Source organism: Stenotrophomonas sp. TD3 (genome assembly GCF_001939825.1).
GTDB lineage: Bacteria > Pseudomonadota > Gammaproteobacteria > Xanthomonadales > Xanthomonadaceae > Stenotrophomonas.
Genome location: NZ_MOYM01000001.1, coordinates 1580980 through 1603805, shown reverse-complemented (window position 1 = coordinate 1603805; position 22826 = coordinate 1580980). Strand labels below are relative to the sequence as shown.

The 22826-nt window shown below is 68.4% G+C and carries 24 protein-coding genes and 1 pseudogene; 9 read left to right on the top strand and 16 right to left on the bottom strand.

The genetic code is table 11. The features are described from left to right. The 5 genes from BKE09_RS07620 to BKE09_RS07600 are packed head-to-tail and all read left to right on the top strand — an operon-like array spanning position 1 to position 3609. Positions 1-888 (top strand): TPM domain-containing protein, encoded by an 888-nt coding sequence (locus BKE09_RS07620; protein ID WP_075675334.1) that lies wholly within the window; start codon positions 1-3, stop codon positions 886-888. Beyond that, a complete protein-coding gene (locus tag BKE09_RS07615; RefSeq protein WP_049443625.1) occupies positions 888-1382 on the top strand; it encodes a TPM domain-containing protein in 495 nt (164 codons plus the stop codon). The genes BKE09_RS07620 and BKE09_RS07615 overlap by 1 nt, the downstream gene beginning before the upstream one ends. 51 nt (positions 1383-1433) lie before the next feature. Then, positions 1434-2321, top strand: a complete 888-nt coding sequence (gene lgt / locus BKE09_RS07610; protein ID WP_075675333.1) for a prolipoprotein diacylglyceryl transferase — start codon at positions 1434-1436, stop codon at positions 2319-2321. Then, positions 2318-3112, top strand: coding sequence for a thymidylate synthase (locus tag BKE09_RS07605; RefSeq protein WP_075675332.1), 795 nt, complete (start codon positions 2318-2320; stop codon positions 3110-3112). The genes lgt and BKE09_RS07605 overlap by 4 nt, the downstream gene beginning before the upstream one ends. Positions 3113-3117: 5 nt before the next feature. After that, positions 3118-3609 (top strand): dihydrofolate reductase, encoded by a 492-nt coding sequence (locus BKE09_RS07600; protein ID WP_075675331.1) that lies wholly within the window; start codon positions 3118-3120, stop codon positions 3607-3609. Positions 3610-3698: 89 nt separating this feature from the next. Here BKE09_RS07600 and BKE09_RS07595 read toward each other — a convergent pair whose 3' ends face one another. From BKE09_RS07595 to BKE09_RS07550, 10 genes and pseudogenes are all read right to left on the bottom strand, one after another. Beyond that, positions 3699-4346, bottom strand: coding sequence for a DUF1287 domain-containing protein (locus BKE09_RS07595; RefSeq protein WP_075675330.1), 648 nt, complete (start codon positions 4344-4346; stop codon positions 3699-3701). Beyond that, on the bottom strand, positions 4343-5371 hold the full coding sequence (locus tag BKE09_RS07590; RefSeq protein WP_075675329.1) for a symmetrical bis(5'-nucleosyl)-tetraphosphatase: 1029 nt from the start codon (positions 5369-5371) through the stop codon (positions 4343-4345). Before BKE09_RS07590 ends, BKE09_RS07595 begins: the two co-directional genes overlap by 4 nt. Before the next feature lie 15 nt (positions 5372-5386). After that, the gene (apaG, locus tag BKE09_RS07585; RefSeq protein ID WP_008268668.1) at positions 5387-5770 is read right to left on the bottom strand and encodes a Co2+/Mg2+ efflux protein ApaG; all 384 of its coding nucleotides are present in this window, start codon (positions 5768-5770) and stop codon (positions 5387-5389) included. A gap of 13 nt (positions 5771-5783) precedes the next feature. Next, positions 5784-6587: a 16S rRNA (adenine(1518)-N(6)/adenine(1519)-N(6))-dimethyltransferase RsmA gene (gene rsmA, locus BKE09_RS07580; protein ID WP_075675328.1), complete on the bottom strand. Its 804-nt coding sequence runs from the start codon at positions 6585-6587 to the stop codon at positions 5784-5786. Beyond that, positions 6584-7564 (bottom strand): 4-hydroxythreonine-4-phosphate dehydrogenase PdxA, encoded by a 981-nt coding sequence (gene pdxA, locus BKE09_RS07575; RefSeq protein ID WP_075675327.1) that lies wholly within the window; start codon positions 7562-7564, stop codon positions 6584-6586. The genes rsmA and pdxA overlap by 4 nt, the downstream gene beginning before the upstream one ends. A gap of 18 nt (positions 7565-7582) precedes the next feature. Further along, a pseudogene (locus tag BKE09_RS07570) lies at positions 7583-8914 on the bottom strand (peptidylprolyl isomerase); the annotation flags it as partial. Continuing rightward, positions 8911-11391 carry an LPS-assembly protein LptD gene (gene lptD / locus BKE09_RS07565; protein ID WP_170871733.1) on the bottom strand — a complete coding sequence of 827 codons (2481 nt, stop codon included), beginning with the start codon at positions 11389-11391 and terminating at the stop codon, positions 8911-8913. The pseudogene BKE09_RS07570 and the gene lptD, both read right to left, overlap by 4 nt. Positions 11392-11480: 89 nt before the next feature. After that, complete coding sequence (locus BKE09_RS07560; RefSeq protein ID WP_075675324.1) at positions 11481-12419, bottom strand: histone deacetylase family protein; 939 nt, start codon at positions 12417-12419, stop codon at positions 11481-11483. Between the two features lie 9 nt (positions 12420-12428). Then, positions 12429-12983, bottom strand: a complete 555-nt coding sequence (locus BKE09_RS07555) for a cob(I)yrinic acid a,c-diamide adenosyltransferase (protein WP_075675323.1) — start codon at positions 12981-12983, stop codon at positions 12429-12431. A gap of 8 nt (positions 12984-12991) precedes the next feature. Then, positions 12992-13576, bottom strand: coding sequence for a hypothetical protein (locus BKE09_RS07550; protein WP_014036042.1), 585 nt, complete (start codon positions 13574-13576; stop codon positions 12992-12994). Positions 13577-13686: 110 nt separating this feature from the next. Here BKE09_RS07550 and ubiH point away from each other — a divergent pair, with 110 nt between their 5' ends. Together ubiH and BKE09_RS07540 are read left to right on the top strand one after the other, a co-directional pair. Then, complete coding sequence (ubiH, locus tag BKE09_RS07545) at positions 13687-14901, top strand: 2-octaprenyl-6-methoxyphenyl hydroxylase (RefSeq protein WP_075675322.1); 1215 nt, start codon at positions 13687-13689, stop codon at positions 14899-14901. After that, entirely contained in the window at positions 14898-16079 is a 1182-nt protein-coding gene (locus tag BKE09_RS07540; protein WP_075675321.1) for a UbiH/UbiF family hydroxylase, read from the top strand. Before ubiH ends, BKE09_RS07540 begins: the two co-directional genes overlap by 4 nt. 147 nt (positions 16080-16226) lie before the next feature. Here the strand turns inward: BKE09_RS07540 and BKE09_RS07535 are convergent, their stop codons facing one another. The 6 genes from BKE09_RS07535 to BKE09_RS07510 all read right to left on the bottom strand — a co-directional run bounded on the left by BKE09_RS07535 (position 16227) and on the right by BKE09_RS07510 (position 21616). Then, positions 16227-16625, bottom strand: a complete 399-nt coding sequence (locus tag BKE09_RS07535) for a hypothetical protein (protein ID WP_075675320.1) — start codon at positions 16623-16625, stop codon at positions 16227-16229. Between the two features lie 64 nt (positions 16626-16689). After that, positions 16690-17757, bottom strand: a complete 1068-nt coding sequence (gene rlmM, locus BKE09_RS07530) for a 23S rRNA (cytidine(2498)-2'-O)-methyltransferase RlmM (protein WP_075675319.1) — start codon at positions 17755-17757, stop codon at positions 16690-16692. Then, the gene (locus tag BKE09_RS07525) at positions 17741-18301 is read right to left on the bottom strand and encodes a nucleoside deaminase (protein WP_004154307.1); all 561 of its coding nucleotides are present in this window, start codon (positions 18299-18301) and stop codon (positions 17741-17743) included. Before BKE09_RS07525 ends, rlmM begins: the two co-directional genes overlap by 17 nt. 98 nt (positions 18302-18399) lie before the next feature. Then, complete coding sequence (locus tag BKE09_RS07520) at positions 18400-19122, bottom strand: DUF6348 family protein (protein ID WP_075675318.1); 723 nt, start codon at positions 19120-19122, stop codon at positions 18400-18402. A gap of 48 nt (positions 19123-19170) precedes the next feature. Continuing rightward, the gene (locus tag BKE09_RS07515; protein ID WP_075676628.1) at positions 19171-19824 is read right to left on the bottom strand and encodes a hypothetical protein; all 654 of its coding nucleotides are present in this window, start codon (positions 19822-19824) and stop codon (positions 19171-19173) included. Between the two features lie 43 nt (positions 19825-19867). Beyond that, the gene (locus BKE09_RS07510) at positions 19868-21616 is read right to left on the bottom strand and encodes a glutamine--tRNA ligase/YqeY domain fusion protein (RefSeq protein ID WP_075675317.1); all 1749 of its coding nucleotides are present in this window, start codon (positions 21614-21616) and stop codon (positions 19868-19870) included. A gap of 197 nt (positions 21617-21813) precedes the next feature. Here BKE09_RS07510 and BKE09_RS07505 point away from each other — a divergent pair, with 197 nt between their 5' ends. Continuing rightward, positions 21814-22077, top strand: a complete 264-nt coding sequence (locus BKE09_RS07505) for a DUF2007 domain-containing protein (protein WP_075675316.1) — start codon at positions 21814-21816, stop codon at positions 22075-22077. A 30-nt stretch (positions 22078-22107) separates the two neighbouring features. Next, positions 22108-22773, top strand: a complete 666-nt coding sequence (msrA, locus tag BKE09_RS07500; protein ID WP_075676626.1) for a peptide-methionine (S)-S-oxide reductase MsrA — start codon at positions 22108-22110, stop codon at positions 22771-22773. Positions 22774-22826 lie beyond the last annotated feature (53 nt).

The following is a 22826-nucleotide window of genomic DNA, read 5'->3' as shown; positions in this document are numbered from 1 at the left end:
ATGCGCCTGGCCACTGCGCTGCTGGCCCTGCTGCTGTGGCTGCCGCTGGCGTCGCAGGCGCAGCAGCTGGCGCCGATTCCGGCGTTGGATTCGCCGGTGGTCGATACCACCGGCACGCTGGACGCCACGCAGAAGCAGGCGCTGGTGCAGCAGGCGACTGACCTGCAGCAGCGCAAGGGCAGCCAGCTGCAGGTGCTGGTGGTGCCGACCACCCAGCCGGAGGACATCGCGCAGTACACCACGCGGGTCTTCGACCAATGGCAGATCGGCCGCAAGGGCGTGGATGACGGCGTGCTGCTGGTGGTGGCCAAGGATGACCGGCGCGTGCGCATCGAGCCGGGCTATGGTCTTGAAGGCGCCATCCCCGATGCCATCGCCAACCGGGTCATCCAGGAATACCTGGTGCCGCGCTTCCGCAGTGGCGACTACGCCGGCGGCATCACCGATGCCACGGCGGTGCTGGTCAAGCTGATCGACGGCGAAACGCTGCCGGCACCGGTCAGCGGCCATCGCGGGCGGGAACCCGGCGGTGGCGGCGATACCTGGTTCCTGGCGCTGTTCATCGGCGTGTTCGCTGGCAGCATCCTGCGCGGCGTGTTCTCGCGCGTGCCACGTCCGCTGCGCGGTCTGCTCGGCGGCGCGGGTGCGGCGCTGGCGGCGTTCCTGTTCACCTCCACGCTGCTGGCCAGTGGCCTGGCCGGCATCGTCGGCCTGATCGTGGCGATGCTCTCTGGTCACCCGGGCCGTTTCGCCGGTGGCGGCGGCTGGGGCGGCGGCAGCTGGGGCGGGGGAGGCGGTTTCGGCGGCGGCGGTGGATTCGGTGGTGGTGGTGGCTGGGGCGGCGGTGGTGGCCGTTCCGGCGGCGGCGGTGCTTCGGGAGGCTGGTGATGATCCAACGTCTGTGTCGCCACGTGTTTTCGCCATCGGTGCGGCGCGCGTTTCCACCCGCCACGCTGCAGGCGATCACCGAGGCCATCGCCGCTGGTGAGCAGCGCCATGGCGGGCAGGTGATGTTCGCAGTGGAAGCGGACCTGCCGCTGGGTGCGCTGTGGCACAGGGTGACCCCGCGCCAGGCCGCCGAGCATGCCTTCGCGCGCCTGCGCACCTGGGATACCACCCACAACAACGGCGTACTGATCTACCTGCTGCTGGCCGACCACGCGATCGAGATTGTCGCCGACCGTGGCCTGCAGGGCCGGGTCAGCCAGGCGCAGTGGCAGCGGGTCTGCACCCACCTGCGCGAGGGGCTGCGCGGGCCGAACCCGGTCGAGGCGCTGCGTGGGGCCATCGAAGAGGTCTCGACCCTGGTGGAGGGGCACTTTCCGGCCTCGATGCGGTCAGACGATGACGGCCTGCCCAACACGCCCCAGCTCCTTGGTTGAGCCGGGGCCGCACTGGCCCGAGAATAGGCGTTCAACCGCAAGGCACCTTCCATGATCTATTTCCACGACATCGACCCCATCGCCCTCTCGCTGGGGCCGATCAAGGTGCATTGGTACGGCATCATGTACCTGCTCGGCTTCACTGCGGCCTGGCTGCTGGGCCGCAAGCGCATCGCCGACGGGCGCCTGCCGGGGGTCGATGCCAACGGCTTCTCCGACCTGCTTTTCTACGCCATGCTCGGCGTGGTGCTGGGCGGGCGCATCGGCTACATGCTGTTCTACGCGCTGGGCGATTTCCTGCACAACCCGCTGCTGCTGTTCAAGGTATGGGACGGCGGCATGAGCTTCCACGGTGGCCTGCTGGGCGTTATCGCCGCCTGTTGGTGGTGGTCGCGCAAGCACAAGCTGCATTTCTTCGACACCATGGATTTCATGGCGCCGCTGGTGCCGCTGGGCCTGGGCTTCGGCCGTATCGGCAACTTCATCGGTGCCGAGCTGTGGGGCAAGTACACCGACGGTACCTGGGGCGTGGTGTTCCCGTCCGGCCTGCCGGCCCCGCTGAACCAGCTCGACCACGCAACGCTGCAGGCGCAGTTCGCGACCGGCGCGCTGAATCAGTTCGCCCGCCATCCCTCCCAGCTGTATGAAGCGTTCCTGGAAGGCCTGGTGATGTTCGTGGTGCTGTGGACGGTGTCGGCCAAGCCGCGTCATCGCTATCTGGTCGGTGGCCTGTTCGCACTGATGTACGGCCTGTTCCGCTTCGCCGTCGAGTTCGTGCGCATGCCCGACAACGGCGTCTACGTGGCCTTCGACTGGCTGACCCGTGGCCAGATCCTCAGCCTGCCGCTGATCGCCTTCGGCCTGGTGCTGCTGGTGATGTCGCGTCGTGCGCCGGTACTGCAGCCGCAGCTGCCGGTGGTTGCCGAGGGCAAGGCATGAAGGCTTACCTGGACCTGCTCTCGCACGTGCTGGAACACGGTGCGGAGAAGAGCGATCGCACCGGTACCGGCACCCGCAGCGTGTTCGGCTGGCAGATGCGCTTCGACCTCAACGAAGGCTTCCCGCTGGTCACCACCAAGAAGCTGCACCTGCGCTCGATCATCCACGAGCTGCTGTGGTTCCTGAAGGGGGACACCAACATCGGCTACCTGAAGGACAACCAGGTTCGCATCTGGGACGAGTGGGCCGACGAGAACGGCGACCTCGGCCCGGTCTACGGCAAGCAGTGGCGCAGCTGGGCCACCGCCGACGGCGGCAAGATCGACCAGATGCAGTGGCTGGTGGACGAGATCAAGCGCAACCCCGATTCGCGCCGGCTGGTGGTCAGTGCCTGGAACGTGGGCGAGCTTTCGCAGATGGCGCTGATGCCGTGCCACAACCTGTTCCAGTTCTACGTGGTGGACGGCAAGCTCAGCTGCCAGCTGTACCAGCGCAGCGGCGACATCTTCCTCGGCGTGCCGTTCAACATCGCCAGCTACGCGCTGCTGACCCACATGGTGGCGCAGGCCACCGGCCTGGGCGTGGGCGACTTCGTGCATACGCTGGGTGACGCGCACCTGTACTCGAACCACTTCGAGCAGGCCCGCGAGCAGCTGTCGCGTGAGCCGCGCGCGTTGCCGAAGTTGTGGTTGAATCCGGAGGTGACCGACCTGTTCGGCTTCCAGTTCGACGACATCCGCATCGACGGCTACGACCCGCACCCGGCCATCAAGGCGCCGGTGGCGGTGTGAGCGCAATGAAGCTCTCGATGATCGTGGCGCTGGACCGCAACCGCGGCATCGGCCAGGGCAATGCCATGCCCTGGCACCTGCCGGACGACTTCAAGCACTTCAAGGCGCTGACCCTCGGCAAGCCGATCCTGATGGGGCGCAAGACCGCCGAATCGATCGGCCGCGTGCTGCCGGGGCGGACCAACCTGGTGCTGACCCGCAGCGGCCAGGTGCCGTTCGAGGGCATGCGCGCGGTGGCGTCGCTGGACGAGGCGAAGGCGATTGCCGAAGGCGAGGGCGCCAGCGAGCTGTGCATCATCGGCGGCGGCGAGATCTTCCGCCAGCTGCTCGACCAGGCCAGTGACCTGTACCTGACCTGGGTGGATGCCGAAGTGCCCGCCGACACGCATTTCCCTGAAGTCGATGCGCAGGACTGGCAGGAAGTGAGTAGCGAGCCGCACCCGGCCGACGAACGCCATGCGTACGCGTTCTGCTTTGTGCACTACGTGCGCCGCTGATCGCAACGCACCTGTAGAGTCGAGCCATGCTCGGCTGCTTTCCGCGGACACATCCCGGAGCCGAGCATGGCTCGGCTCTACAGGATTGCCTACGGCATCCGGTAATGCCCGATGATCGCGTGCTGGAACAGCAGGTTCTCTTCGCGGGTGCCGCGCGCGATGTTGTGCAGCACCAGCGGCGTGCCATCGGCCAGCTGCCGGTCGGAGACGATGCCCACGTGCAGCAGGCCGTTGCCGTTGAGCTTCCAGGCAACGATGTCACCGGCCGCATAGTCGGTGGCGAGGGCGGTGATCGGTTGCTGCCAGCCCTGCCGTTCGAACCAGCGCATCAGGTTCGGTACACGACGATGATCGATGTTGCGGTCTGGCCGTGACAGGCCCCAGATCGCCGGATAGGCACTGAAATTCCCGCGCATGTCCTCATGCACGCGTGCCTGCAGGTCCAGGCCCAGATCGCGCAGGGCGCGCACCACCACGTCGGTGCACACGCCGCGATCCAGTGGCACGTCGCCGCCGGGATAGGCCAGCACCTGGTAAGCAGGATCGTAACGGGTGGTGACGCCGATCTGCGCGCGCGCTGCGGCCACCAGTGGTGGCGAAGGGGCCTGCGGCTGCGTCGGCGCATGTGCAGCACTATCCGCAGCCGTGGGAGCAGGCGGCGAGCCGGGCTGGCAGCCGCTGGCCAGGGCCAGCGTCAGCAGCAGCACCGTCCATGGTGCCCAGCCGCGCCGCGTCATGCCTGCGGCGGGGTGCTGTTGTTGTTGCCGCCACCCGTGCCACCGCCACCGCCACCGCCACCACGACGGCGACGACGGCGCGGGCCACGGTTGCCCGGGTTGGCAGCAGCGGCGTTACCACCGCCCTGTTCCTTGCCCTGCGCCGCAGCGGCGGGGCGCTCGTGTGCCGGTCGCGCCGGCGGGCGGGCGTTGGGCACCGGTGCCGGTACATCGCGGCCCGGCACCTGCACCACGCGCAGCTCGTCGGTGTCGAGCTGGATCGCGGTCAGCTTGCCGCCCCACACCGCACCGGTGTCGATGGCGTGCACGCCCTGGGTGATGGTCAGGCCCAGCGCCGACCAGTGGCCGCAGACGACCTTGAGGTCGCGCTCGACCCGGCCCGGCACTTCGAACCAGGGATACAGCCCCTGTTCCTGCGTGCCCGGCGTGCCCTTGTCCTCGATGCCGATGCGCCCCCGCGGGGTGCAGTAGCGCATGCGGGTGAGCACGTTGATGATCGCGCGAGAGCGGTCGTAGCCGGACAGGTTCGGGGCCCAGCTCGGCTTGTCGCCGTACATGTTGCGGAACAGCTTGCGGTAGCCGGCGCCGTGCAGCTGCACCTCGACCTCGGCGGCATGCTTCTCGGCCATCTGCGTGGTCCACTTCGGCGCCAGGCCGGCGTGCACCATCATCCAGCCCAGCTCGCGGTCCACGTGCACCAGCTTCTGCAGGCGCAGCCAGTCCAGCAGTTCGTCGCGGTCCTCGGCCTGCACGATGCGCAGCAGGTCCGGGTTGACCTTGCGCTGTTCCTCTTCGGTGCGTGCACCGACAGCCAGCAGCGAAAGATCATGGTTGCCCAGCACCACCACGCTGTGCTCGCGCAGCGAATGCACCAGCCGCAGCGTTTCCAGCGACTGGCCGCCACGGTTGACCAGGTCGCCACAGAACCACAGGGTGTCCTGCGCCGGGTCGAAGCGGATCTTCTCCAGCAATCGCTGGGTGACGTCATAGCAGCCCTGCAGGTCGCCGATCGCCCACACACTCATCGTTCGGCCTCCGTGTCAGTGCAGGGTACGCGGGACGGCCAGCACGAACGGTGCGACCGGCGCGGCAAATTCGGTGCCATCGTCGGCGACCATGTCGTAGTGCCCCTGCATGGTCCCGTGATCGGTCCCCAGCATGACACCGGACGTGTAACGGAAGTCTTCACCGGGGCGCAGCCGCGGCTGCTCGCCGATCACCCCGTCGCCATCGACATGCTCGACACGGCCATTGGCATCGGTGATGCGCCAGTGGCGTGCGACCAGGCGTGCCGCGACCCGCCCCTGGTTGTGGATGCGGATCGTGTAGGCGAACGCAAAGCGACCGTCTTCTGGCGCGGATTGATCGTCGAGGAAGCGCGGCGCGACTTCGACGGAGATGGCATAAACGTCAGCGTCTTCCATACCGGCAGTGTAATCAGGAGGCATTGGCCAAAGCGATGAATTCGGCCACGTCCAACTGTTCGGCGCGGGCATCGGGACGCACGCCGGCGGCAGTGAACTGCTCGGCGGACACCACGTTGTTCAGGGCATTGCGCAGGGTCTTGCGGCGCTGCCCGAAGGCGGCCTTGACCACTTCGGCAAAGCGCTTGTGGTCGTTGATGTTGATCGTGGCCGGGTCACGCGGCACCAGCCGCACCACGGCCGAATCGACCTTCGGCGGCGGCCGGAACGCGCCCGGCGGCACCACGAACAGCGAGGTCACTTGGCAGTAGGCCTGCAGCATCACGCTGAGGCGGCCATACACCTTGCTGCCGGGGCCGGCGGCCATGCGGTCGACCACTTCCTTCTGCAGCATGAAGTGCATGTCGCGGATGACCGCGGCGTGCTCCAGCGCGTGGAACAGGATCGGCGAGGAGATGTTGTAGGGCAGGTTGCCGACCAGGCGGATCGGCTGGCCGGCGGCCAGCTCGGTGAAGTCCACGCGCAGCACGTCGCGGTGGACGATGGTCAGCTCGCCCAGCGGCTCGGCGGCGGCGGTCAGCGGCGCGATCAGGTCGCGGTCGAACTCGATCACCGTCAGCTTCGGGTGCACGCGCAGCAGCGGCAGCGTGATCGCGCCCTGGCCGGGGCCGATCTCGACCAGGCGGTCGCCGTCTTTCGGATTGACCGCCATCACGATCTTGTCGATGTAGTGGCGGTCGGCCAGGAAATGCTGGCCAAGCTGCTTCTTGGCCGGTGCGGTGAACACCGGGCCGGAGGGGGAATGCGGGGAATTCATGCGCCCAGTGTACGTTGCCGCGCAAGCTGCGCACACAGCGTCGTTGCCGCCTGCAGGCTGGAGGGATCGGCGATGCCGCGGCCGGCCAGGTCCAGCGCGGTGCCATGGTCCACCGCCACGCGCGGGTAGGGCAGGCCCAGGGTCAGGTTCACCGCCTGTTCGAAGCCGGAATACTTCAGTACCGGCAGGCCCTGGTCGTGGTACATCGCCAGCACGGTGTCGAAGCCGGCCAGCTTGGCGGGCAGGAAGGCGGTATCGGCCGGCAGCGGCCCGACCAGGTCCATGCCCTCCGCGCGCAGGCGCTGCAGCAGCGGGATGACCAGATCCAGTTCTTCGCGGCCCAGGTGGCCGTCTTCGCCGGCGTGCGGGTTCAGGCCGAGCACGGCGATGCGCGGCGCAGCCAGGCCGAACTCACGGCGCAGTGCGGCATGCACGGTGCGCAGCGTGTGCTCCAGGCCGGGAGCGGTGATCGCATCGGCCACCTCGCGCAGCGGCAGGTGGGTGGTGGCCAGGGCCACGCGCACGATGTGGTTGGCCAGCATCATCACCACCTTCACCCCGGCCTGGTCGGCCAGCAGTTCAGTGGTGCCGCTGTAGGCGATGCCGCCTTCGTTGATGACCGCCTTGTGCACCGGGCCGGTCACCACGCCGTGCAGTTCGCCGGACAGGCAGGCCTGGCCGGCGCCGAGCAGGGCACCGATGACCGCGCCGGCATTGGCCGGATCGGCCTGGCCGAAGCGGCTGGGCGCGGCGTTGCGGAAGGCACGCAGGCGCAGATCGCCGGGGACGCGGGCTTCGGCGTCCTCGGGCAGCAGTTGCAGGGGCAGGTTCAGCGCGGCCGCGGCCGCGTGCAGGGTGTCCGGGTCGGCGAAGGCCAGCGGCCGGCAATCTTCACGCGGCTGCTGGACGAGGCGGACACACAGTTCCGGGCCGATCCCGGCGGGCTCGCCCGGTACCAGAGCGAGCTCGGGGCGCATCGGTCAGGACTGCGGCGGGGTGGCGGTGTTTTCCGCGCGGTCGCCACTGCGGAAGCTGACGTAGGCTTCGCCACGCAGTTCCTGCAGGAAGCGGTTGTACTCGTCTTCCAGCTTGCGGCGGCCGATGGTCTCGCGGACCTGGGCACGCTGGTTGTCGGTGGTCACGTCGGTCTGGCGGGTCGCCACGCGCTGCACGATGTGCCAACCGGCATCGGTGCGGAACGGCTGGCTGACGCCACCGTCCTGGAGGCCTTCCACCTGCTGGCCGAAGGCCGGACCGAACGCGTCGGCCGGGAACCAGCCCAGGTCACCGCCCTGGCCCTTGCTGTTGTTGTCCTCGGAGGACTCCTTGGCAACGGTCTGGAACTCGGCACCACCAGCAATGCGGGCACGCAGGGTGTCGATCTTGGCCTTGGCGGCGGCGTCGGTCTGGTGATCGTCCACGCGCACCAGGATGTGGCGGCCGTGGAACTCGGTGACCGTGTGCTCGCCGGCGGCGGCGGAGCTGCTGTCACGCACTTCCACCAGCTTCAGCAGCTGGAAGCCACTCGGGCCACGGATCGGGCCGACCACTTCGCCCGGCTTCATCTTTTCCATCATCTGGGCGAAGGCCTGCGGGATTTCATCCAGGCTGCGCCAGCCCAGGTCGCCGCCTTCCAGTGCATTCGGGCTGTCCGAATAGCGCACGGCCGCCGCGTTGAAGTCCAGCTCGCCCTTGTCCAGCAGGGTCTTCACACCATCGGCCTTCTTCTGGCCGGTGGCGATCTGGTCGGCGTTGGCGCCGTCGGGCAGGGCGATCAGGATGTGCGCCAGGTGGTACTGGTTGCCCACCGTGGCCTGCTGCTTCAGCGCGGCGTCGACTTCACCCTCGCTGACGCTGATGCGGCTCTGCGCGAAGCTCTGGCGCAGGCGCTGCACGGTGATCTCGTCACGCACCGAAGCACGGAAATCGTTGAAGTCGATGCCGTCATGGGCCAGACGCTGACGCAGCGCGTCCAGGTTCGAACCATTCTGCTGGGCGATGGAGTTCATCGCCTGGTTCAGCTCCTGGTCGCTGACACGGATGCCGCTGCCCTGGGCGCGGGCCACCTGCAGCTTGACCAGCACCAGGCGTTCGAGCACCTGGCGGCTGAGCACGTCTTCCGGCGGCAGCTGGTTTTCACGGCCGGCGTACTGCGCCTTGATGTTGGCGATCGCACGCTGGAGCTCGCTCTGCAGGATCACATCCTCATCGACGACGGCGGCGATGCGGTCAAGCGGCTGCGCCTCCTGGGCAAGCACCTGCAGGGGGGCGGACACGCTGGACACCGCCAGCAGCGAGGCGAGAAGAACGGGGAAGCGCTTGGTCATGGGATCAGGTTCGGATCGTAGTCATCCCGGGTCGCCCCGGTGTTGCTCGGCGGCACGAGATAGAGGTCGTCGCGGTTGTAGCCGAGGATAGCACGGCGCAGGGTGCGGTCCGTGTCCTGCCCCAGGGAGCTCAGGCCCTTGAGCACGAACTCCAGCTGGATGGCGTTGTTCATCTCGCCTTCGCGGTTGCGGACGTAGCGGCGGCCGACCACACGCACGGCCAGGCAGCAGCTGTCCCACTGGACGCCGGCGATGATTTCCAGCGGTTCCTTGTCCTGCAGCGAGTAGTAGTAGCGGCCGACCAGGCTCCAGCGCGCATTCAGCGGGTACAGGAACGACAGGTCGGCCTGTTCCAGCAGCGTCCGGTCATGCTTGTTGGCGGTGGCCGGGGCGCCGGAGTTGATGCGGTAGCGGTAGCTGAGGTTGATCACGCCATCGTTGGGCATCAGGTAGCGGGCACGTACGCTGGCCAGATCCTCGCGCTTGTACTTCGGGTCCCACTGGTAGGTGGCGCCCAGGGTCCAGCGGTCGTTGATCATGTAGTTGCCGTCGGCGATCCAGGCCGACTTGCCCTTTTCCACCGGCGCGCCGCCCGGGGTGACGGTCACCCGCGATTCGTCGAAGTACTGGATCTGGCCGATGGCGGCCGAGAAGCGTTCCTTGCCGGTGGTCTGGTCGATGAAGCGGGTACCCAGTGCCAGGGTCAGCTGGTTGGCATCGTTCTGGCGATCTGCGCCGGTATAGCGCGAGTCGCGGAACAGCTGGCCCCAGCTGAAGGTGAAGTCACGGGTATCGAAGATCGGCAGGTCGTCCTGGTTGCGGTAGGGCGTGCGCAGGTAGAACAGGCGCGGCTCCAGCGTATGCAGGAACGACTTGCCACCGATGGTGGTCTCGCGATCGAAGAACAGGCCGGCGTCGATGCTGCCGATCGGCAGGCTGCGGCTGGGCGATTTGTTGCCGCGCAGCTGCTCCGGCGTGGCCGTGTTCGGGTCGATGCCCTGCGAAACCAGCACGTTGCGGCGGACGCTGTCGGCCAGGCCCTGGTCCAGGTCATAGCCGGTGTAGCGGTAGGCCAGGGTCGGAGTGACGTACCAGGCCGCGCCGCTGATCGGGAACGACACATACGGCTTCACGTCCAGGCGCGAGCCGCCGTACATGCGCAGGGTCTGGCCATTGCGCGTGTACTGCAGGTCCGGGCCGGCGCTGGCGTCGTACTTGTAGTTGATGTCGTCGTGGGTGAAGCGCACGGCTTCGGCGTAGATGCCGGTTTCCAGCCACGGCAGGACCGGCTTGTCCCAGTTGAAGTACAGGCGCGGCTGGCGGTTGTAGGGCAGCGCGCTTTCATTGAGCGTGTAGTCGGTCAGCTGCCAGCGGTCGGCCATGATGCCGGCCGTCCAGTTCTTGCCGGTGCCGTACAGGCCCACGGTGCTCTGTAGGTTCGAGGCGGTCACGCCGACCAGGCGGTTGGCGAAGTCTTCGACATAGCGCTCGTCGCTGACCCAGGCCAGGTTGGCGCGGGCCTGCCAGTGGCTGTCCACGTTGTGGTAACCGCTGAACATCACCCGGCCGCGGTCGCGGTCGCGCAGCTTGTCGTTGGGGATGTAGGCGGTCAGCAGCTCGCCGCGGCCGCCGTTGTAGAGGTAGCGGAACTCGTTGTCGAGCATCAGGCCGCGCCGGCTCATGTAGCGCGGCATCAGCGTGTCGTCGTAGTTCGGCGCCAGGTTCAGGTAGATCGGCTGGGTGTAGTCGAAGCCGTTGCGGCCGGACATGCCCAGCTGCGGGAACAGCAGGCCGGTCTTGCGGCGGTCGTCGATCGGGAACTTGAAGTACGGCGCCCACAGCACCGGCACCTTGCCGATGCGCAGCACGGCGTTGCGGGCGGTACCGAAGCCTTCGTCGTTGTCCACTTCGATCTGCGGCGCCGACAGCTTCCACACCGGCTGCGACGGGTCGCAGGTGGTGTAGGTGGAGCGGTGCATCTGGCCGACCGCGCCCTGCAGGTCGACCGATTCGGCATCGCCGTTGCCGCGGCGCGACACCAGCTGGTACTTGATGTCGGTGATCTTGTGGGTGTCGCTTTCCTGGTTGCCCTCGGCGCGCTTGGCGACCATGCGGATCGAGGAGTCCTGGTAGCGGACATTGCCGTCGGCGATGTAGTTGCCGGTCTCGGTATCGAAGCTGAGCTTGTCGGTGCCGACGAACTGGTCGCCGCGGCGCAGGGCCACGTTGCCTTCGTACTGCGGCACGGTGGTGGTGCCCAGCAGCTGGTCGCCCTCGATGTCGGTCGGCTGCTGCTCGCGCGCGGCGCTGGCGGCGGCCTTGTCCTGCCCCGGGACCGGGACAGGGGCATCGGTGAACGCGGGAATCACGTCGGTAGCCGGGCACAGGCCCCAGTTGAGCGGCTTTTCATCGGCCATTGCCGGCAGGCAGATGGCGATGCTCAGAGGCAGGGGAAGCAGGCGGAGGGCTCGGCGCACGCGGTTCGGATTCGGGCGAAAACGGACGGTAGCTTGCCCCATCCCTTGCATAGGGGCAATGAAGGGCGTCGGATCCTGCCGGTTCGGGTTCATCCGGAGACGTTGCCTGGAGGGGCCGTCATCAGGGCCCGGACATGGGCCACGCTGCACTCGGCAAGGGCCTGCAGGTCATAGCCGCCTTCCAGCATCGAGACCACCCGGCCGGCCGCATGGCGGCGCGCCAGCGCATGCAGTTCGCGGGTGATCCAGGCGAAATCGTCGGTTTCCAGCATCAGGTCGGCCTGCGGGTCGCGCAGGTGGGCATCGAAGCCGGCCGAGATCAGCAGCAACTGCGGCCGGAAGTCGTCGATGGCCGGCAGCATCTCGTCGGCCCACACATTACGGAAGCGGAAACCGCCACTGCCGGGTGGCAGCAGGATGTTCATCAGGTTGCCGGCACCGCGGTCGCGGCGCAGGCCCGAGTTGGGGAACAGGCCGGCCTGGTGGGTGCTGTAGTACGAGACCCGGGCGTCGTGCTGGAAGATGTCCTGGGTGCCGTTGCCATGGTGGACATCGAAATCGACCACCGCGATGCGCTCCAGCCCATGACGGTCACGGGCGTAGGCGGCGGCGATGGCGATGTTGTTGAGCAGGCAGAAGCCCATCGCGGTGCTGCTGGTGGCGTGGTGGCCCGGCGGCCGCACCGCGCAGAACGCCAGCGGGTCGTCGCCCAGCATCACCGCATCTACCGCCGCCACGCCGGCACCGGCGGCATGCACGGCGGCACTGGCCGAGCCGGGCGAGGTCCAGGTGTCCATGTCCAGCTGGCGCAGCGGCACGGTCTGCGGCTGCAGCACGAAGTCGAGCAGGGCGCTGTCGTGGACCCGGGTCAGTTCGCCGAACTTGGCCGGCGGCGCCTCGCGCCAGTCCAGCTGGCCGGGGAATGCGGCGTGCAGGGCATCCAGCACATGTTGCAGGCGCTGCGGGCACTCCGGATGGCCGGGGCCGGGGTCATGCAGCAGGCAGGACGGATGGGTGAAGACCAGCATCGTGCCGACTCAGCGCTGGCGCTGCTGTGGCTGCCACAGCGCTTCGCCGTGGCCATCGGCACGGGCCAGCACCCGGGCCAGCACGAACAACAGGTCCGACAGCCGGTTGAGGTACTGCAGCGCCTCGCTGCGCACAGCCTCGTGGCGGGCCAGGGTGACCGTCTCGCGCTCGGCGCGGCGGACGATGGTACGGGCCAGGTGGCAGCGTGCGGCGGCCTCGCCACCGGCCGGCAGGATGAATTCCTTCAACATCGGCAGGCTGGCGTTGTAGTGGTCCAGCTGCTGTTCCAGCGCCGAGACATCGGCGGCGTGGATCGCGGCGTGGCCGGGGATGCACAGTTCGGCGCCCAGGTCGAACAGCTGGTGCTGCAGATGCACCACCAGCGCGCGGACATCCTCGGGCAGCGCCGTGGCCAGCAGCAGGCCGAGCGCGGTATTGGCTTCGTCGACGGTGCCGTAGGACGCCACGCGGGCGTCGTCCTTGGCCACGCGCTGGCCGTCGCCAAGGCCGGTACTGCCGTCGTCGCCGGTGCGGGTGTAGATGCGCGAGAGGCGATGACCCATGGCGCGGCTCAGTGGCGGATGTCGCGGCGGGCCTGCTGGAGCTTCAGTACCTGCTCCACGGCCAGCTGCAGGGCGGCGCCGAGCGCCACGTAGATCGCGGTGGTGCGCAGGTACGGCCCGAACCACTGTGCGTAGTTCTGTGCCCAGCCGGCCAGCGTCGGTTCGGCCACGTTGCGGCTGGTCCAGTAGAAGCCGCCCTGCGCCAGCAGGTGGCAGACCGCCACCGAGGCCACCAGCAGCAGCGCGCCCTTGGCCAGCACCGGCCAGCGTGCCCCCTGGTAGTTGCGGCCCAGCAGCATGCCGCCGGCCCACAGCGAGAAGTAGGCCGGCAGCAGCAGCCAGTAGCCCGGCGACACGCAGTAGTGCTGCCAGAAATCCAGGCCGCTGCTGCGGATCACGATCCAGTCCACCAGCACCGCGAACACCATCAGCAGCGGGAACGCCCAGCGGGTCCAGCCGGCCAGGTAGAAGCCACCGATGAAGAACACCGCCCAGGAGGCATCGGGGATTGCCGCGAAGTGGTTGACCCGGGTCGCCGCCAGCAACAGCACGAGTACGGACAGGACGAAGGCACGGTTGGCGGTGGCGGACATGGCAGCGGGCCCGGAGCGGATTCAGGTTTCATTCTAGCCCGCCACGCCGGTTGGCGCAGGTCGGGGGGGCGTTGGGTGTTCGGGCGGGGCGAGCGCGTATCATGAACACCATGAGTGAACGACATGACGTGCTGATCGTCGGTGGCGGCCTGGTCGGTGCCAGCCTGGCCATCGCCCTGGACCGGCTGGGCCGCGATGTGGGCCTGCTCGAAGCCAGCCCGGCCGGCGAGCTGCCGGCGGTGTTCGACCAGCGCAACCTCAGTTTCGCCGCGGCCACCGTCAACGCGCTGACCGCGCTGGGGGTCATGCAGAAGCTGGCGATGGCGCCAGGCCCGATCCGTCGCATCCACGTCAGCCGCGCCGGCGATTTCGGCCGCGTGCAGCTGGAGGCGGCCGACTACGACCGGCCGTGGTTCGGCCAGGTGGTGGTGGCGCGTGACTTCGGCCAGGCGCTGGAAGCGCGCCTGCAGGAGCTGCCGCAGCTGCGCCGTTACCGGCCGATGCGGTTCCTGGGCCTGGGCGAGGTGGTCGACGGCTACCGCCAGGTGCGGGTGGCCGACGAGACCGGCGAGCGCGTGCTGCTGGCACGGCTGGTGGTCGGTGCCGATGGCACGACCAGCGGTGTGCGCGGCGCACTGGGCATCGAGGTCGACCGGCATGATTTCCAGCAGACCCTGTTCGTAGCCCGCGTGCGCAGCCAGCGCGCGCCGGATGGCACGGCCTGGGAGCGCTTCACCGATACCGGCCCGACCGCCCTGCTGCCGCGCGGCGACCGCCACTTCGGCACCGTGCATGGCGTGGCGCGCGACCAGGCCGATGCGGTGATGGCGCTGGACGACGTGGCCTGGCTGCAGCGGCTGCAGGATGCGATCGGCTGGCGTGCCGGCCGCCTGCTCGAATCCGGCCCGCGCAGCGCGTACCCGCTCATCCAGGTGCTGGCGCGCGCGCTGGCCGGCGAACGCACGGTGCTGCTCGGCAATGCCGCGCAGACCATCCATCCGCTGGGTGCGCAGGGCTTCAACCTGGGCCTGCGCGATGCGCTGACCCTGGCCGAGCTGCTGGAGGATGCGCATGAGCATGAGGATGCCGGCAGCGATGCGCTGCTGCAGGCCTATGTCGCGCGCCGCGAGGAAGACCGCCGGCAGACGGTGGCGTTCTCGGGTGGCCTGGCACGCCTGACCAGCAATCCGGCACCGCTGATGCGGCCGCTGCGCAGCCTTGGCCTGGTGGCCGCACAACGCGCCTCGGTGCAGTCGATGCTGGTCGGTGGTGCGATGGGCTTCCGTGGTGAAGTGCCGCGCCTGTGCCGTGGAGAAGCCGCATGAGCCGGCGCACGCGCCTGGACGTGGCCATTGTCGGCGGCGGCGTGGTCGGTGCCGCCTGTGCGCTGGCGCTGGCCGATGCCGGTCTGTCGGTTGCGCTGGTGGAGGGCCGTGAACCGGCACCGTGGCAGGCCGCGCAGCCGGACCTGCGGGTGTTCGCCTTCGCCGCCGACAACGTACAGTTGTTGAACCGCCTGGGTGTGTGGCCGGCCATCGCGCAGGCCCGCGCGTGGCCCTACCGGCGCATGCAGGTATGGGATGCGGCCGGTGGCGAGGATCTGTTGTTCGACGCTGACCGCTTCGGTCGGCGTGAGCTGGGCTACATCGTCGAGAACGGCCTGCTGCAGGATCGCCTGTGGTCGGCGCTGCCGGCGGCGGGCGTGCAGCTGCATTGCCCGGCACGGGTGGAAGCGCTGGAGCAGGACGAGGACAGCGTGCGCCTGCGGCTGGATGACGGGCGCCGCCTGGAAGCGGCGCTGGCCGTGGCGGCCGACGGCGCCGAATCGACCCTGCGCCAGCTGGCCGGGATCGAGGTCGAGCGGCATGACTACCACCAGCGTGGCGTGGTGGCCTACGTGGACAGTGAGCTGCCGAACCAGGCCACGGCCTGGCAGCGCTTCCTGCCGACCGGGCCGCTGGCGTTGCTGCCGGTGGCCGAGCGCCGCAGTTCGATCGTCTGGACCCTGCCCGAAGACGAAGCGGCGCGCGTGCTGGCGTTGGACGAAGATGCGTTCAACCGCGAACTGACCCGCGCCTTCGCTGCGCGCCTGGGCGAACTGCGGCTGGCGTCACCGCGTGCGGCCTTCCCGCTGCGTCGCCAACTGGCCCGTCACTACGTGGCCGGCCGCGTGCTGGCGCTGGGTGATGCCGCGCATGTGGTGCATCCGCTGGCCGGGCAGGGCGTGAACCTGGGCCTGCGCGATGTCGCCGCCCTGCAGCAGTGGCTGGCGCCGTCGGCCGAACGCCGCGGCCAGCCGCGGCTGTCGCCGCAGCGCCTGCAGCGCTGGGCACGCGAACGGCGCAGCGACAACCAGATCGCCGCCTACAGCTTTGATGCGATCAACCGCCTGTTCTCCAACGACGAAATGCACCTGACCCTGGCCCGCGGCCGCGCGCTGGGCTGCGTCGGCAGATGGCCGCCGCTGGTGCAGGCGTTCTGGAAGCGCGCCGCCGGCGTCTGACACAAAAAGGGGACGGAGGGGATCAAGTCGTATGTGCACATACGACTTGATCCCCTCCGTCCCCATTTTCAGTTCCAAAGCGGGCTGCGCTACCGGCGTTGATTCAGTAGATCCACGCCATGCGTGGATGAGGATCGCGACGGCGGATCAATCAACCAGCCAACCGGCCAGGTCGGCACGGTCCAGCTTGCCGCGGTGCCTGCGGTCCAGTGAATTGAATTCATCGGCCAGTGCCGGGTTGGCCTGTGCTTCCTGGCGGCTGATGAAGCCATCGCCGTTCACGTCGAGGTCGCTGAAGCGGATGCGGTACTGGCCGATCACGCTGCTCGGCTCCAGCGAGCGAACGGTGACGTGTGCTTCGCCGGCGGGCTGCGGAATCTCGACACTGCCGGTGACCTGGCCGGCGCCCAGCGGCTGCTGGCGGATGGCACCGCCGGTTGGGCCCAGCGGCTGGCTCTGCGCCGGCGTGGACGGGCCGTGCTGGGCCATGGCCGGCACGGTTGCCAGCAGGGCGGCCAACAGCAGGGCGGAACGCGGAATGTTCATGACAGGCTCCTTGCCAGAGGGTACCGGGAGCGTACTCCCGGCAACCTGTGCCGCCGATGACGGGTCAGCGCAGCGGCGAAGCCAGTACGGTGATCTCTTCACGATCGTGATAGAGCTGCTTGGCGCGGACCACCAGTGGCTTGCCGGCCTGGTCCTGGAACAGGTCCAGGCACAACCGGGTCTCGTCCCAGCGCTTCTTCATCGGCAGTTTCAGATTGAAGATCGCATGCCGGCACCAGCCCTCGCGGAACCAGGTGGCCATGCGTTCGGCCACGCGGCGAGGCTGCTCGACCATGTCGCAGACCATCCAGTCCAGCGGCTGTTCCGGGTGCCAGTGGAAGCCATCGGCGCGCAGGTGCTCGACCAGGCCGGTGTCCAGTACGTGCTGGCGCAGCGGGCCGTTGTCGATGCTCAGCACGTGCATGTGCTGGCGGGTCAGTACCCAGGTCCAGCCGCCCGGTGCGGCGCCGAGGTCGGCCGCGCGCATGCCCGGCCTGGCCAGCGTCTCGCGCTCTTCCGGCGTCAGCAGGGTCAGCAACGCTTCGTCGAGCTTCAGCGCCGAACGCGAAGGTGCTTCGGGCAGCAGCTTCAGGCGCGGAATGCCCAGTGCCCACGGCGCGCTGTCTGCCGGGTCTGCCACGCAGACGAAGGCATGGGTACCGTCGACGAACACCACGTGCAGGCGTGGCAGGCGGTTGTTCGGCTTGTCGCTGAGCTTGCCTGCCTTGCGCAGCGCCGGGCGCAGCGCGTTGCCGAAGGCGCGGGCCAGACCGGACAGCGGCTTGCCGGCGTCCGAATCGGGGTGCTCCACCCACAGGTCACCGAAGCGCGGCGCATCGGCCAGCACCTCCAGCATCGGGGTGATGCGGTCGGCCGGGTCCAGCTGCGGCAGCTCGGCCAGCACCACCAGCTTCTGCCGCGCGAAGATCAGCTCGCGCCAGCGCAGGCGCGGCGCCAGGGCGGCGGCTTCGTCGCACATGAAAAGCACGTAGCCGTCATTGCGCTGGGTGCGCGCGTAGCCGGCGAAACCGGCTTCACCGGCGCGGAACTGCAGTTCGCCGGCCAGCTCGGGCTCGAAGCCCTGCCGGCACAGGCACAGCAGGCCGATGCCGGCCTCAGTAACGGGCGCCATCGCTTTCCCCATAGGCACGCAGCACGCTGCGTGCGGCGTCGCGGTTCAGGCCCTGCACCACTTCGATGCCGCGCTTGTTGAGTTCGCCCACCCAGTCGGCCGGCAGCGGGCCTTCATCGAACGGGGTCAGTTCCTCGACGTCGGCCGAGTTGGCACCGATCAGCAGGCGGTCGATGCCGGCCCACACGGTGGCGCCGTAGCACTGGCAGCACGGCTGCGAGCTGGTGGCCAGGGTGACCGGCGACAGCACTGCGTTCAGGCGCGGCGTCTGCAGGCGCTGCTGGGCCAGCATGTAGGCCATGTTCTCGGCGTGCGCCAGCGAGGTCGCGTGCGGCATCACCCGGTTCACGCCGGCGGCGATGACCTTGTCATCCGGGCCGAACACCACCGCGCCGAAAGGGCCGCCACTGGCGTGTTCGACATTCAGCCGCGACAGCTCGATCGCCAGCGCGACCTTGGCCTCATCGCCCGGATATCGACGATCCAGGTCGATCTGGTCGTGGATCCAGGCGGGAAGGGTCAGGTGGACTTGCGCGTACAGCATCGCGGGGGTGCCTCGTAGTGGGATGGAAGAAAGTGCGGTTGCTTGGGAAACCGGCGCGCAGTGTAGCTGCACCGGCCTGTATCGGGTGTGGCGGTGGGTCAGCCCGGCGAGCCGGTGCGGATCACCACGTACTGCTTGCGGAACTCGAGCCCGGCCTGCGGCCAGCTGGCGGCATAGGCGCGCAGCAGGGGCAGGGCGGCGGCAAAGTCGTGACCGTTGACCCGGCAATCGGCCTCGCACAGGCCGTCGGCATCGCGCGAGGCGAACAGGCGGATGGCGAGGAATTGGCGGGCTTTCAGCAGCGCGTCGAAGGCCTCCATGCTGCGCGTGAACAGGCAGCACGGGCAGGAACCATGATCGTCCTCGCTGCAGGTGGAGGCATCCACTTCCTGCGCACGGTAGTGCGCCAACGGCCCCAGCACCACGGTGCGCTGATGTTCCTCGCCATCGTCACCGGCCGGATAGGTCAGGCCCATCATCGGCAGGCCCTGTGCATCTTCGGCGCCGATCGCGGTCTGCAGGGTCGCCAGGTCCACCCGCACCCAGGCCTGGAAGCCGGACAACAGCGACGCATGCTCATCGGCACCGTTGGCGTGCTGGTACTCGAACAGGCCATCGGCGAACAACACCGGATGCTGGGCCTCGATGACGGTGGAGGTCTGCCAGCCGCCGTTGTCGCGCGCGTGCGCGGCCATCGCATGCGGGGTCAGGCGCAGGCCGCTGTCCAGCAGCAGCGCGCCACCGTCGGCGCGGCTGGCGATGCTGGCGCCCTGCAGGACCTGCTGCAGCAGCGGGAGGAGGGCGGTGGAGGTCGTGGTCATGTCAGGCCTGTGGATGGATGGGGCGGAACATCCAGGCAGGGCCTGGAACTAGCGCTCGAGCGCGTCGAGTTCGGCGCGATATCGCTGCGCGTCGGATTGCTGCTGCGGGTCGCTGCCATGATCGCGCAGCCAGGTTTCCAGTTCGCGGCGATAGTCCGCGCGGAAATCGGCATTGCCCGGGCTGAAATGCAGCTTGCGCGCCGCCACCTCCACCCGCTCGCGCGCACTGGCAAGGGCCTGCGCGATGCCGTGCGGCGATTCGTTGGTGAGGATGACGAAGTTGCGCGGGAAGCCCGGCGTGTACTTCACCACGAATGGCTGGTCGCGCGCCGGGATGCGGATGGCGTTTTCCAGCGGCCACAGCGAGGCGGTGTTGGTGTGGAACACCACTTCCACATCGCGCCCTTCGGCCGTGCGCAGCACCGCCTCGTAGCGCCAGATGGACTGCTCGTTGAGCGTGGAGCTGGTTTCCTCGGCCTTGACGATCACCGCTTCACCGCGCTCGCCCACCACGTTGAGGAAAGCGGCGTTGAGGAAGTGACCGAGGAAGATGTTGAGCATCGCCAGCGGGAACACCACGATGGCGTAGCCCGGAAAGCGCCGCCACCACGAGACCAGACCGGCCAGCACCATCGCCGAAAAGAACGTCAGCAGCGGATGCTGCGAGATGAACCAGAGCAGGGCGGAGAGGGCGGTGATCATCGTCGTGGTCATGTGGGCGCCGTCCTGGCGCCCACGCAGGTCCTCAGGCCGACCAGGTATCGCGCAGGGTCACGCTGCGGTTGAACACCGGCTTGGCCTCGGTGTGGTCGCGGCGGTCGGCGACGAAGTAGCCGGTGCGCTCGAACTGGAACGACTGCTCCGGGGCGGCGCTGGCCGCGGCCGGCTCGACATAGCCGGTGACGGTGCGGCGCGATTCCGGATTGAGGTAATCACGGTAGGTCTTGCCTTCCGATTCGTCGTCCGGGTTCGGCACCGAGAACAGGCGGTCGTACAGGCGGATCTCGGCAGGCACGCCATGCACGGCGCTGACCCAGTGGATGGTGCCCTTGACCTTGCGGTTGGCACCTTCCATGCCCGGACGCGATTCCGGATCCAGCCAGCCGCGCAGCTCGGTGATGGTGCCGTCGGCATCCTTGATCACTTCGTCGCAGCGGATGATGCCGGCGCCGCGCAGGCGCACTTCGCCACCCGGCACCAGGCGCTTCCAGCCCTTCGGCGGCACTTCGGCGAAGTCCTCGCGGTCGATCCACACTTCGCGTGCGAACGGTACTTCGCGGCTGCCGAAGCTCTCGTCCTTAGGGTGGTTGCTGAAGGTCAGCCGTTCTTCGTGGCCTTCCGGCAGGTTGGTCAGCACCAGCTTGACCGGGTCGACCACGGCCATGCGGCGCGGTGCGGCGCTGTCCAGGTCTTCGCGCAGCGCGCCTTCCAGCACGCTGAAATCGATCAGCGAATTCTGCTTGCTGATGCCCACGCGCTCGGCGAACAGGCGCATCGCGGCCGGGGTGTAGCCACGGCGGCGCAGGCCCTGCAGGGTCGGCATGCGCGGGTCTTCCCAGCCGTCCACCAGCTGTTCGGTGACCAGCGCCATCAGCTTGCGCTTGCTCATCACCGTGTAGTTGATGTTCAGGCGCGAGAACTCGATCTGGCGCGGCTTGGCCGCTTCGCGCGGCAGGCCGGCGTCGACCAGCGGCTGGGTCAGCGCGTCGTCGTGGGCGAAATCGACGTTGTCCACGCACCAGTCGTACAGCGGGCGATGGTCTTCGAATTCCAGCGTGCACAGCGAGTGGGTGATGCCTTCGATGGAGTCGCCCAGCGCATGCGCGAAGTCGTACATCGGGTAGATCGGCCACGCGTTGCCGGTGTTCTGGTGCTCGACGTGCTTGATGCGGTACAGCGCCGGATCGCGCAGGTTGATGTTGCCACTGGCCATGTCGATCTTCGCGCGCAGGGTGCGCGCGCCATCCGGGAATTCACCGGCGCGCATGCGGCGGAACAGGTCGAGGTTTTCCTCGACGCTGCGGTCGCGCCACGGCGACGGGCGGCCCGGCTCGGTCAGGGTGCCGCGGTAGGCGCGCACTTCCTCGGCCGACAGGTCGCAGACGTAGGCCTTGCCCTGTTCGATCAGCTTCTCGGCGGCCAGGTAATAGGTCTGGAAGTAATCCGAAGCGTGGCGCAGCTCGTTCCAGCTGAAGCCCAGCCAGCGCACGTCGTCCTGGATCGCGGCCACGTATTCCGGATCTTCCTTGGCCGGGTTGGTGTCGTCGAAGCGCAGGTTGCAGACGCCGCTGAATTCACCGGCGATGCCGAAGTTCAGGCAGATCGACTTGGCATGGCCGATGTGCAGGTAGCCGTTCGGCTCCGGCGGGAAACGGGTCTTGATCGCCTGGTGCTTTCCGCTGGCCAGGTCCTCGCGCACGATCTGGCGGATGAAATCGCGCTTTTCGTGGCTGTCGGCGGGGGTCTCGGGGCTGGCGGGGGTGTGCTCGGACATGAGTCGGCGAAGAGAAAGGCAGAAAGACCAACAGTTTAGCGCGTAAGGGGCGGGGTTGCCCGGCGGGGTTGGGAATGCCGGCCAGCGGCCGGCACTACCAACCCCGCTTCCGGTAGTGCCGGCCGCTGGCCGGCGAGCACAGCGCCACCATTCAGTCCCGGGGCGTATGCTGGATCCCTGCCCCGAGGAGCTGCCGCATGCACATCGTGTACAAGGCCGACAACCTGTTCGACGCCCACTTGGTCAAGCACGCGCTGGAAAACGCCGGCATCCCGGCCTTCGTGTTCGGCGAGCAGCTGCTGGGCGGGATGGGCGAGCTGCCGTTGTTCGGCGTGCTGCGGGTCGGCATCCCCGACGCAGCGCGGCCGCAGGCAGAGGAGATCATCGCGGCGCTGGACTTGGGCCAGGCCGCCGCCGACCCCATTTCCGATGCAGACGACATAGCCGGCCTTCCGGCGTAGGAGCGCATCATGTTGGGAATTGGCCAGGGCATCCTCGGCATCGGCGCCTTCAAGCAGCGCCTGCCGCGCCCGGAAGAAGCACTGGCGGGGCGCGAGCAACCGCTGCCGCTGCACAGCAACCAGCACTTCGTGAACAGCCATCCGCTGAAGGACCGTTTCGCCGGCCTGCAGCAGATCCGCTTCGCGCTGGGCTGCTTCTGGGGCGCCGAGCGCAAGTTCTGGACCGAACCGGGCGTGTACAGCACCTCGGTCGGCTATGCCGGCGGCATCACCCCGAACCCGACCTATGAAGAGGTCTGCTCGGGGCTGACCGGCCACACCGAAGTGGTGCAGGTGGTGTTCGACCCGGCGGTGGTGAGCCTGGAGCGGCTGCTGCAGCTGTTCTGGGAAAGCCACGACCCGACCCAGGGCATGCGCCAGGGCAACGACACTGGCACCCAGTACCGTTCGGCGATCCACGCCACCGACGAGGCACAGTACGCCGCTGCGCTGGCCAGCCGCGAGGCCTACCAGGCGCAGCTGGATGCGGCTGGCTACGGGCCGATCACCACCGAGATCGTGTACCCGGCACCGGCGTACTACTACGCCGAGGACTATCACCAGCAGTACCTGGCGAAGAACCCGAACGGCTATTGCGGCATCGGCGGCACCGGCGTGAGCTGCCCGATCGGGTTGGATGTGGAGGCGCCGCGCTGACGCGCGGTGGTCCGCCTGCGGCGGGCAGAAGCTGAAAGCAACTGCCAAAGCCA

Coding starts and splice junctions, on each gene's coding strand:
- BKE09_RS07595 (WP_075675330.1), bottom strand. CDS start 4,346: ATGACGCGGCGCGGCTGGGCACCATGGACGGTGCTGCTGCTGACGCTG.
- BKE09_RS07535 (WP_075675320.1), bottom strand. CDS start 16,625: ATGAACATTCCGCGTTCCGCCCTGCTGTTGGCCGCCCTGCTGGCAACC.
- ubiH (WP_075675322.1), top strand. CDS start 13,687: ATGAGTGAACGACATGACGTGCTGATCGTCGGTGGCGGCCTGGTCGGT.
- BKE09_RS07525 (WP_004154307.1), bottom strand. CDS start 18,301: ATGCTGTACGCGCAAGTCCACCTGACCCTTCCCGCCTGGATCCACGAC.
- BKE09_RS07615 (WP_049443625.1), top strand. CDS start 888: ATGATCCAACGTCTGTGTCGCCACGTGTTTTCGCCATCGGTGCGGCGC.
- BKE09_RS07620 (WP_075675334.1), top strand. CDS start 1: ATGCGCCTGGCCACTGCGCTGCTGGCCCTGCTGCTGTGGCTGCCGCTG.
- lgt (WP_075675333.1), top strand. CDS start 1,434: ATGATCTATTTCCACGACATCGACCCCATCGCCCTCTCGCTGGGGCCG.
- BKE09_RS07510 (WP_075675317.1), bottom strand. CDS start 21,616: ATGTCCGAGCACACCCCCGCCAGCCCCGAGACCCCCGCCGACAGCCAC.
- BKE09_RS07600 (WP_075675331.1), top strand. CDS start 3,118: ATGAAGCTCTCGATGATCGTGGCGCTGGACCGCAACCGCGGCATCGGC.
- pdxA (WP_075675327.1), bottom strand. CDS start 7,564: ATGCGCCCCGAGCTCGCTCTGGTACCGGGCGAGCCCGCCGGGATCGGC.
- BKE09_RS07505 (WP_075675316.1), top strand. CDS start 21,814: ATGCACATCGTGTACAAGGCCGACAACCTGTTCGACGCCCACTTGGTC.
- BKE09_RS07520 (WP_075675318.1), bottom strand. CDS start 19,122: ATGACCACGACCTCCACCGCCCTCCTCCCGCTGCTGCAGCAGGTCCTG.
- rsmA (WP_075675328.1), bottom strand. CDS start 6,587: ATGAATTCCCCGCATTCCCCCTCCGGCCCGGTGTTCACCGCACCGGCC.
- BKE09_RS07560 (WP_075675324.1), bottom strand. CDS start 12,419: ATGCTGGTCTTCACCCATCCGTCCTGCCTGCTGCATGACCCCGGCCCC.
- BKE09_RS07605 (WP_075675332.1), top strand. CDS start 2,318: ATGAAGGCTTACCTGGACCTGCTCTCGCACGTGCTGGAACACGGTGCG.
- BKE09_RS07550 (WP_014036042.1), bottom strand. CDS start 13,576: ATGTCCGCCACCGCCAACCGTGCCTTCGTCCTGTCCGTACTCGTGCTG.
- BKE09_RS07590 (WP_075675329.1), bottom strand. CDS start 5,371: ATGAGTGTGTGGGCGATCGGCGACCTGCAGGGCTGCTATGACGTCACC.
- BKE09_RS07555 (WP_075675323.1), bottom strand. CDS start 12,983: ATGGGTCATCGCCTCTCGCGCATCTACACCCGCACCGGCGACGACGGC.
- BKE09_RS07515 (WP_075676628.1), bottom strand. CDS start 19,824: ATGATCACCGCCCTCTCCGCCCTGCTCTGGTTCATCTCGCAGCATCCG.
- rlmM (WP_075675319.1), bottom strand. CDS start 17,757: ATGGCGCCCGTTACTGAGGCCGGCATCGGCCTGCTGTGCCTGTGCCGG.
- BKE09_RS07540 (WP_075675321.1), top strand. CDS start 14,898: ATGAGCCGGCGCACGCGCCTGGACGTGGCCATTGTCGGCGGCGGCGTG.
- apaG (WP_008268668.1), bottom strand. CDS start 5,770: ATGGAAGACGCTGACGTTTATGCCATCTCCGTCGAAGTCGCGCCGCGC.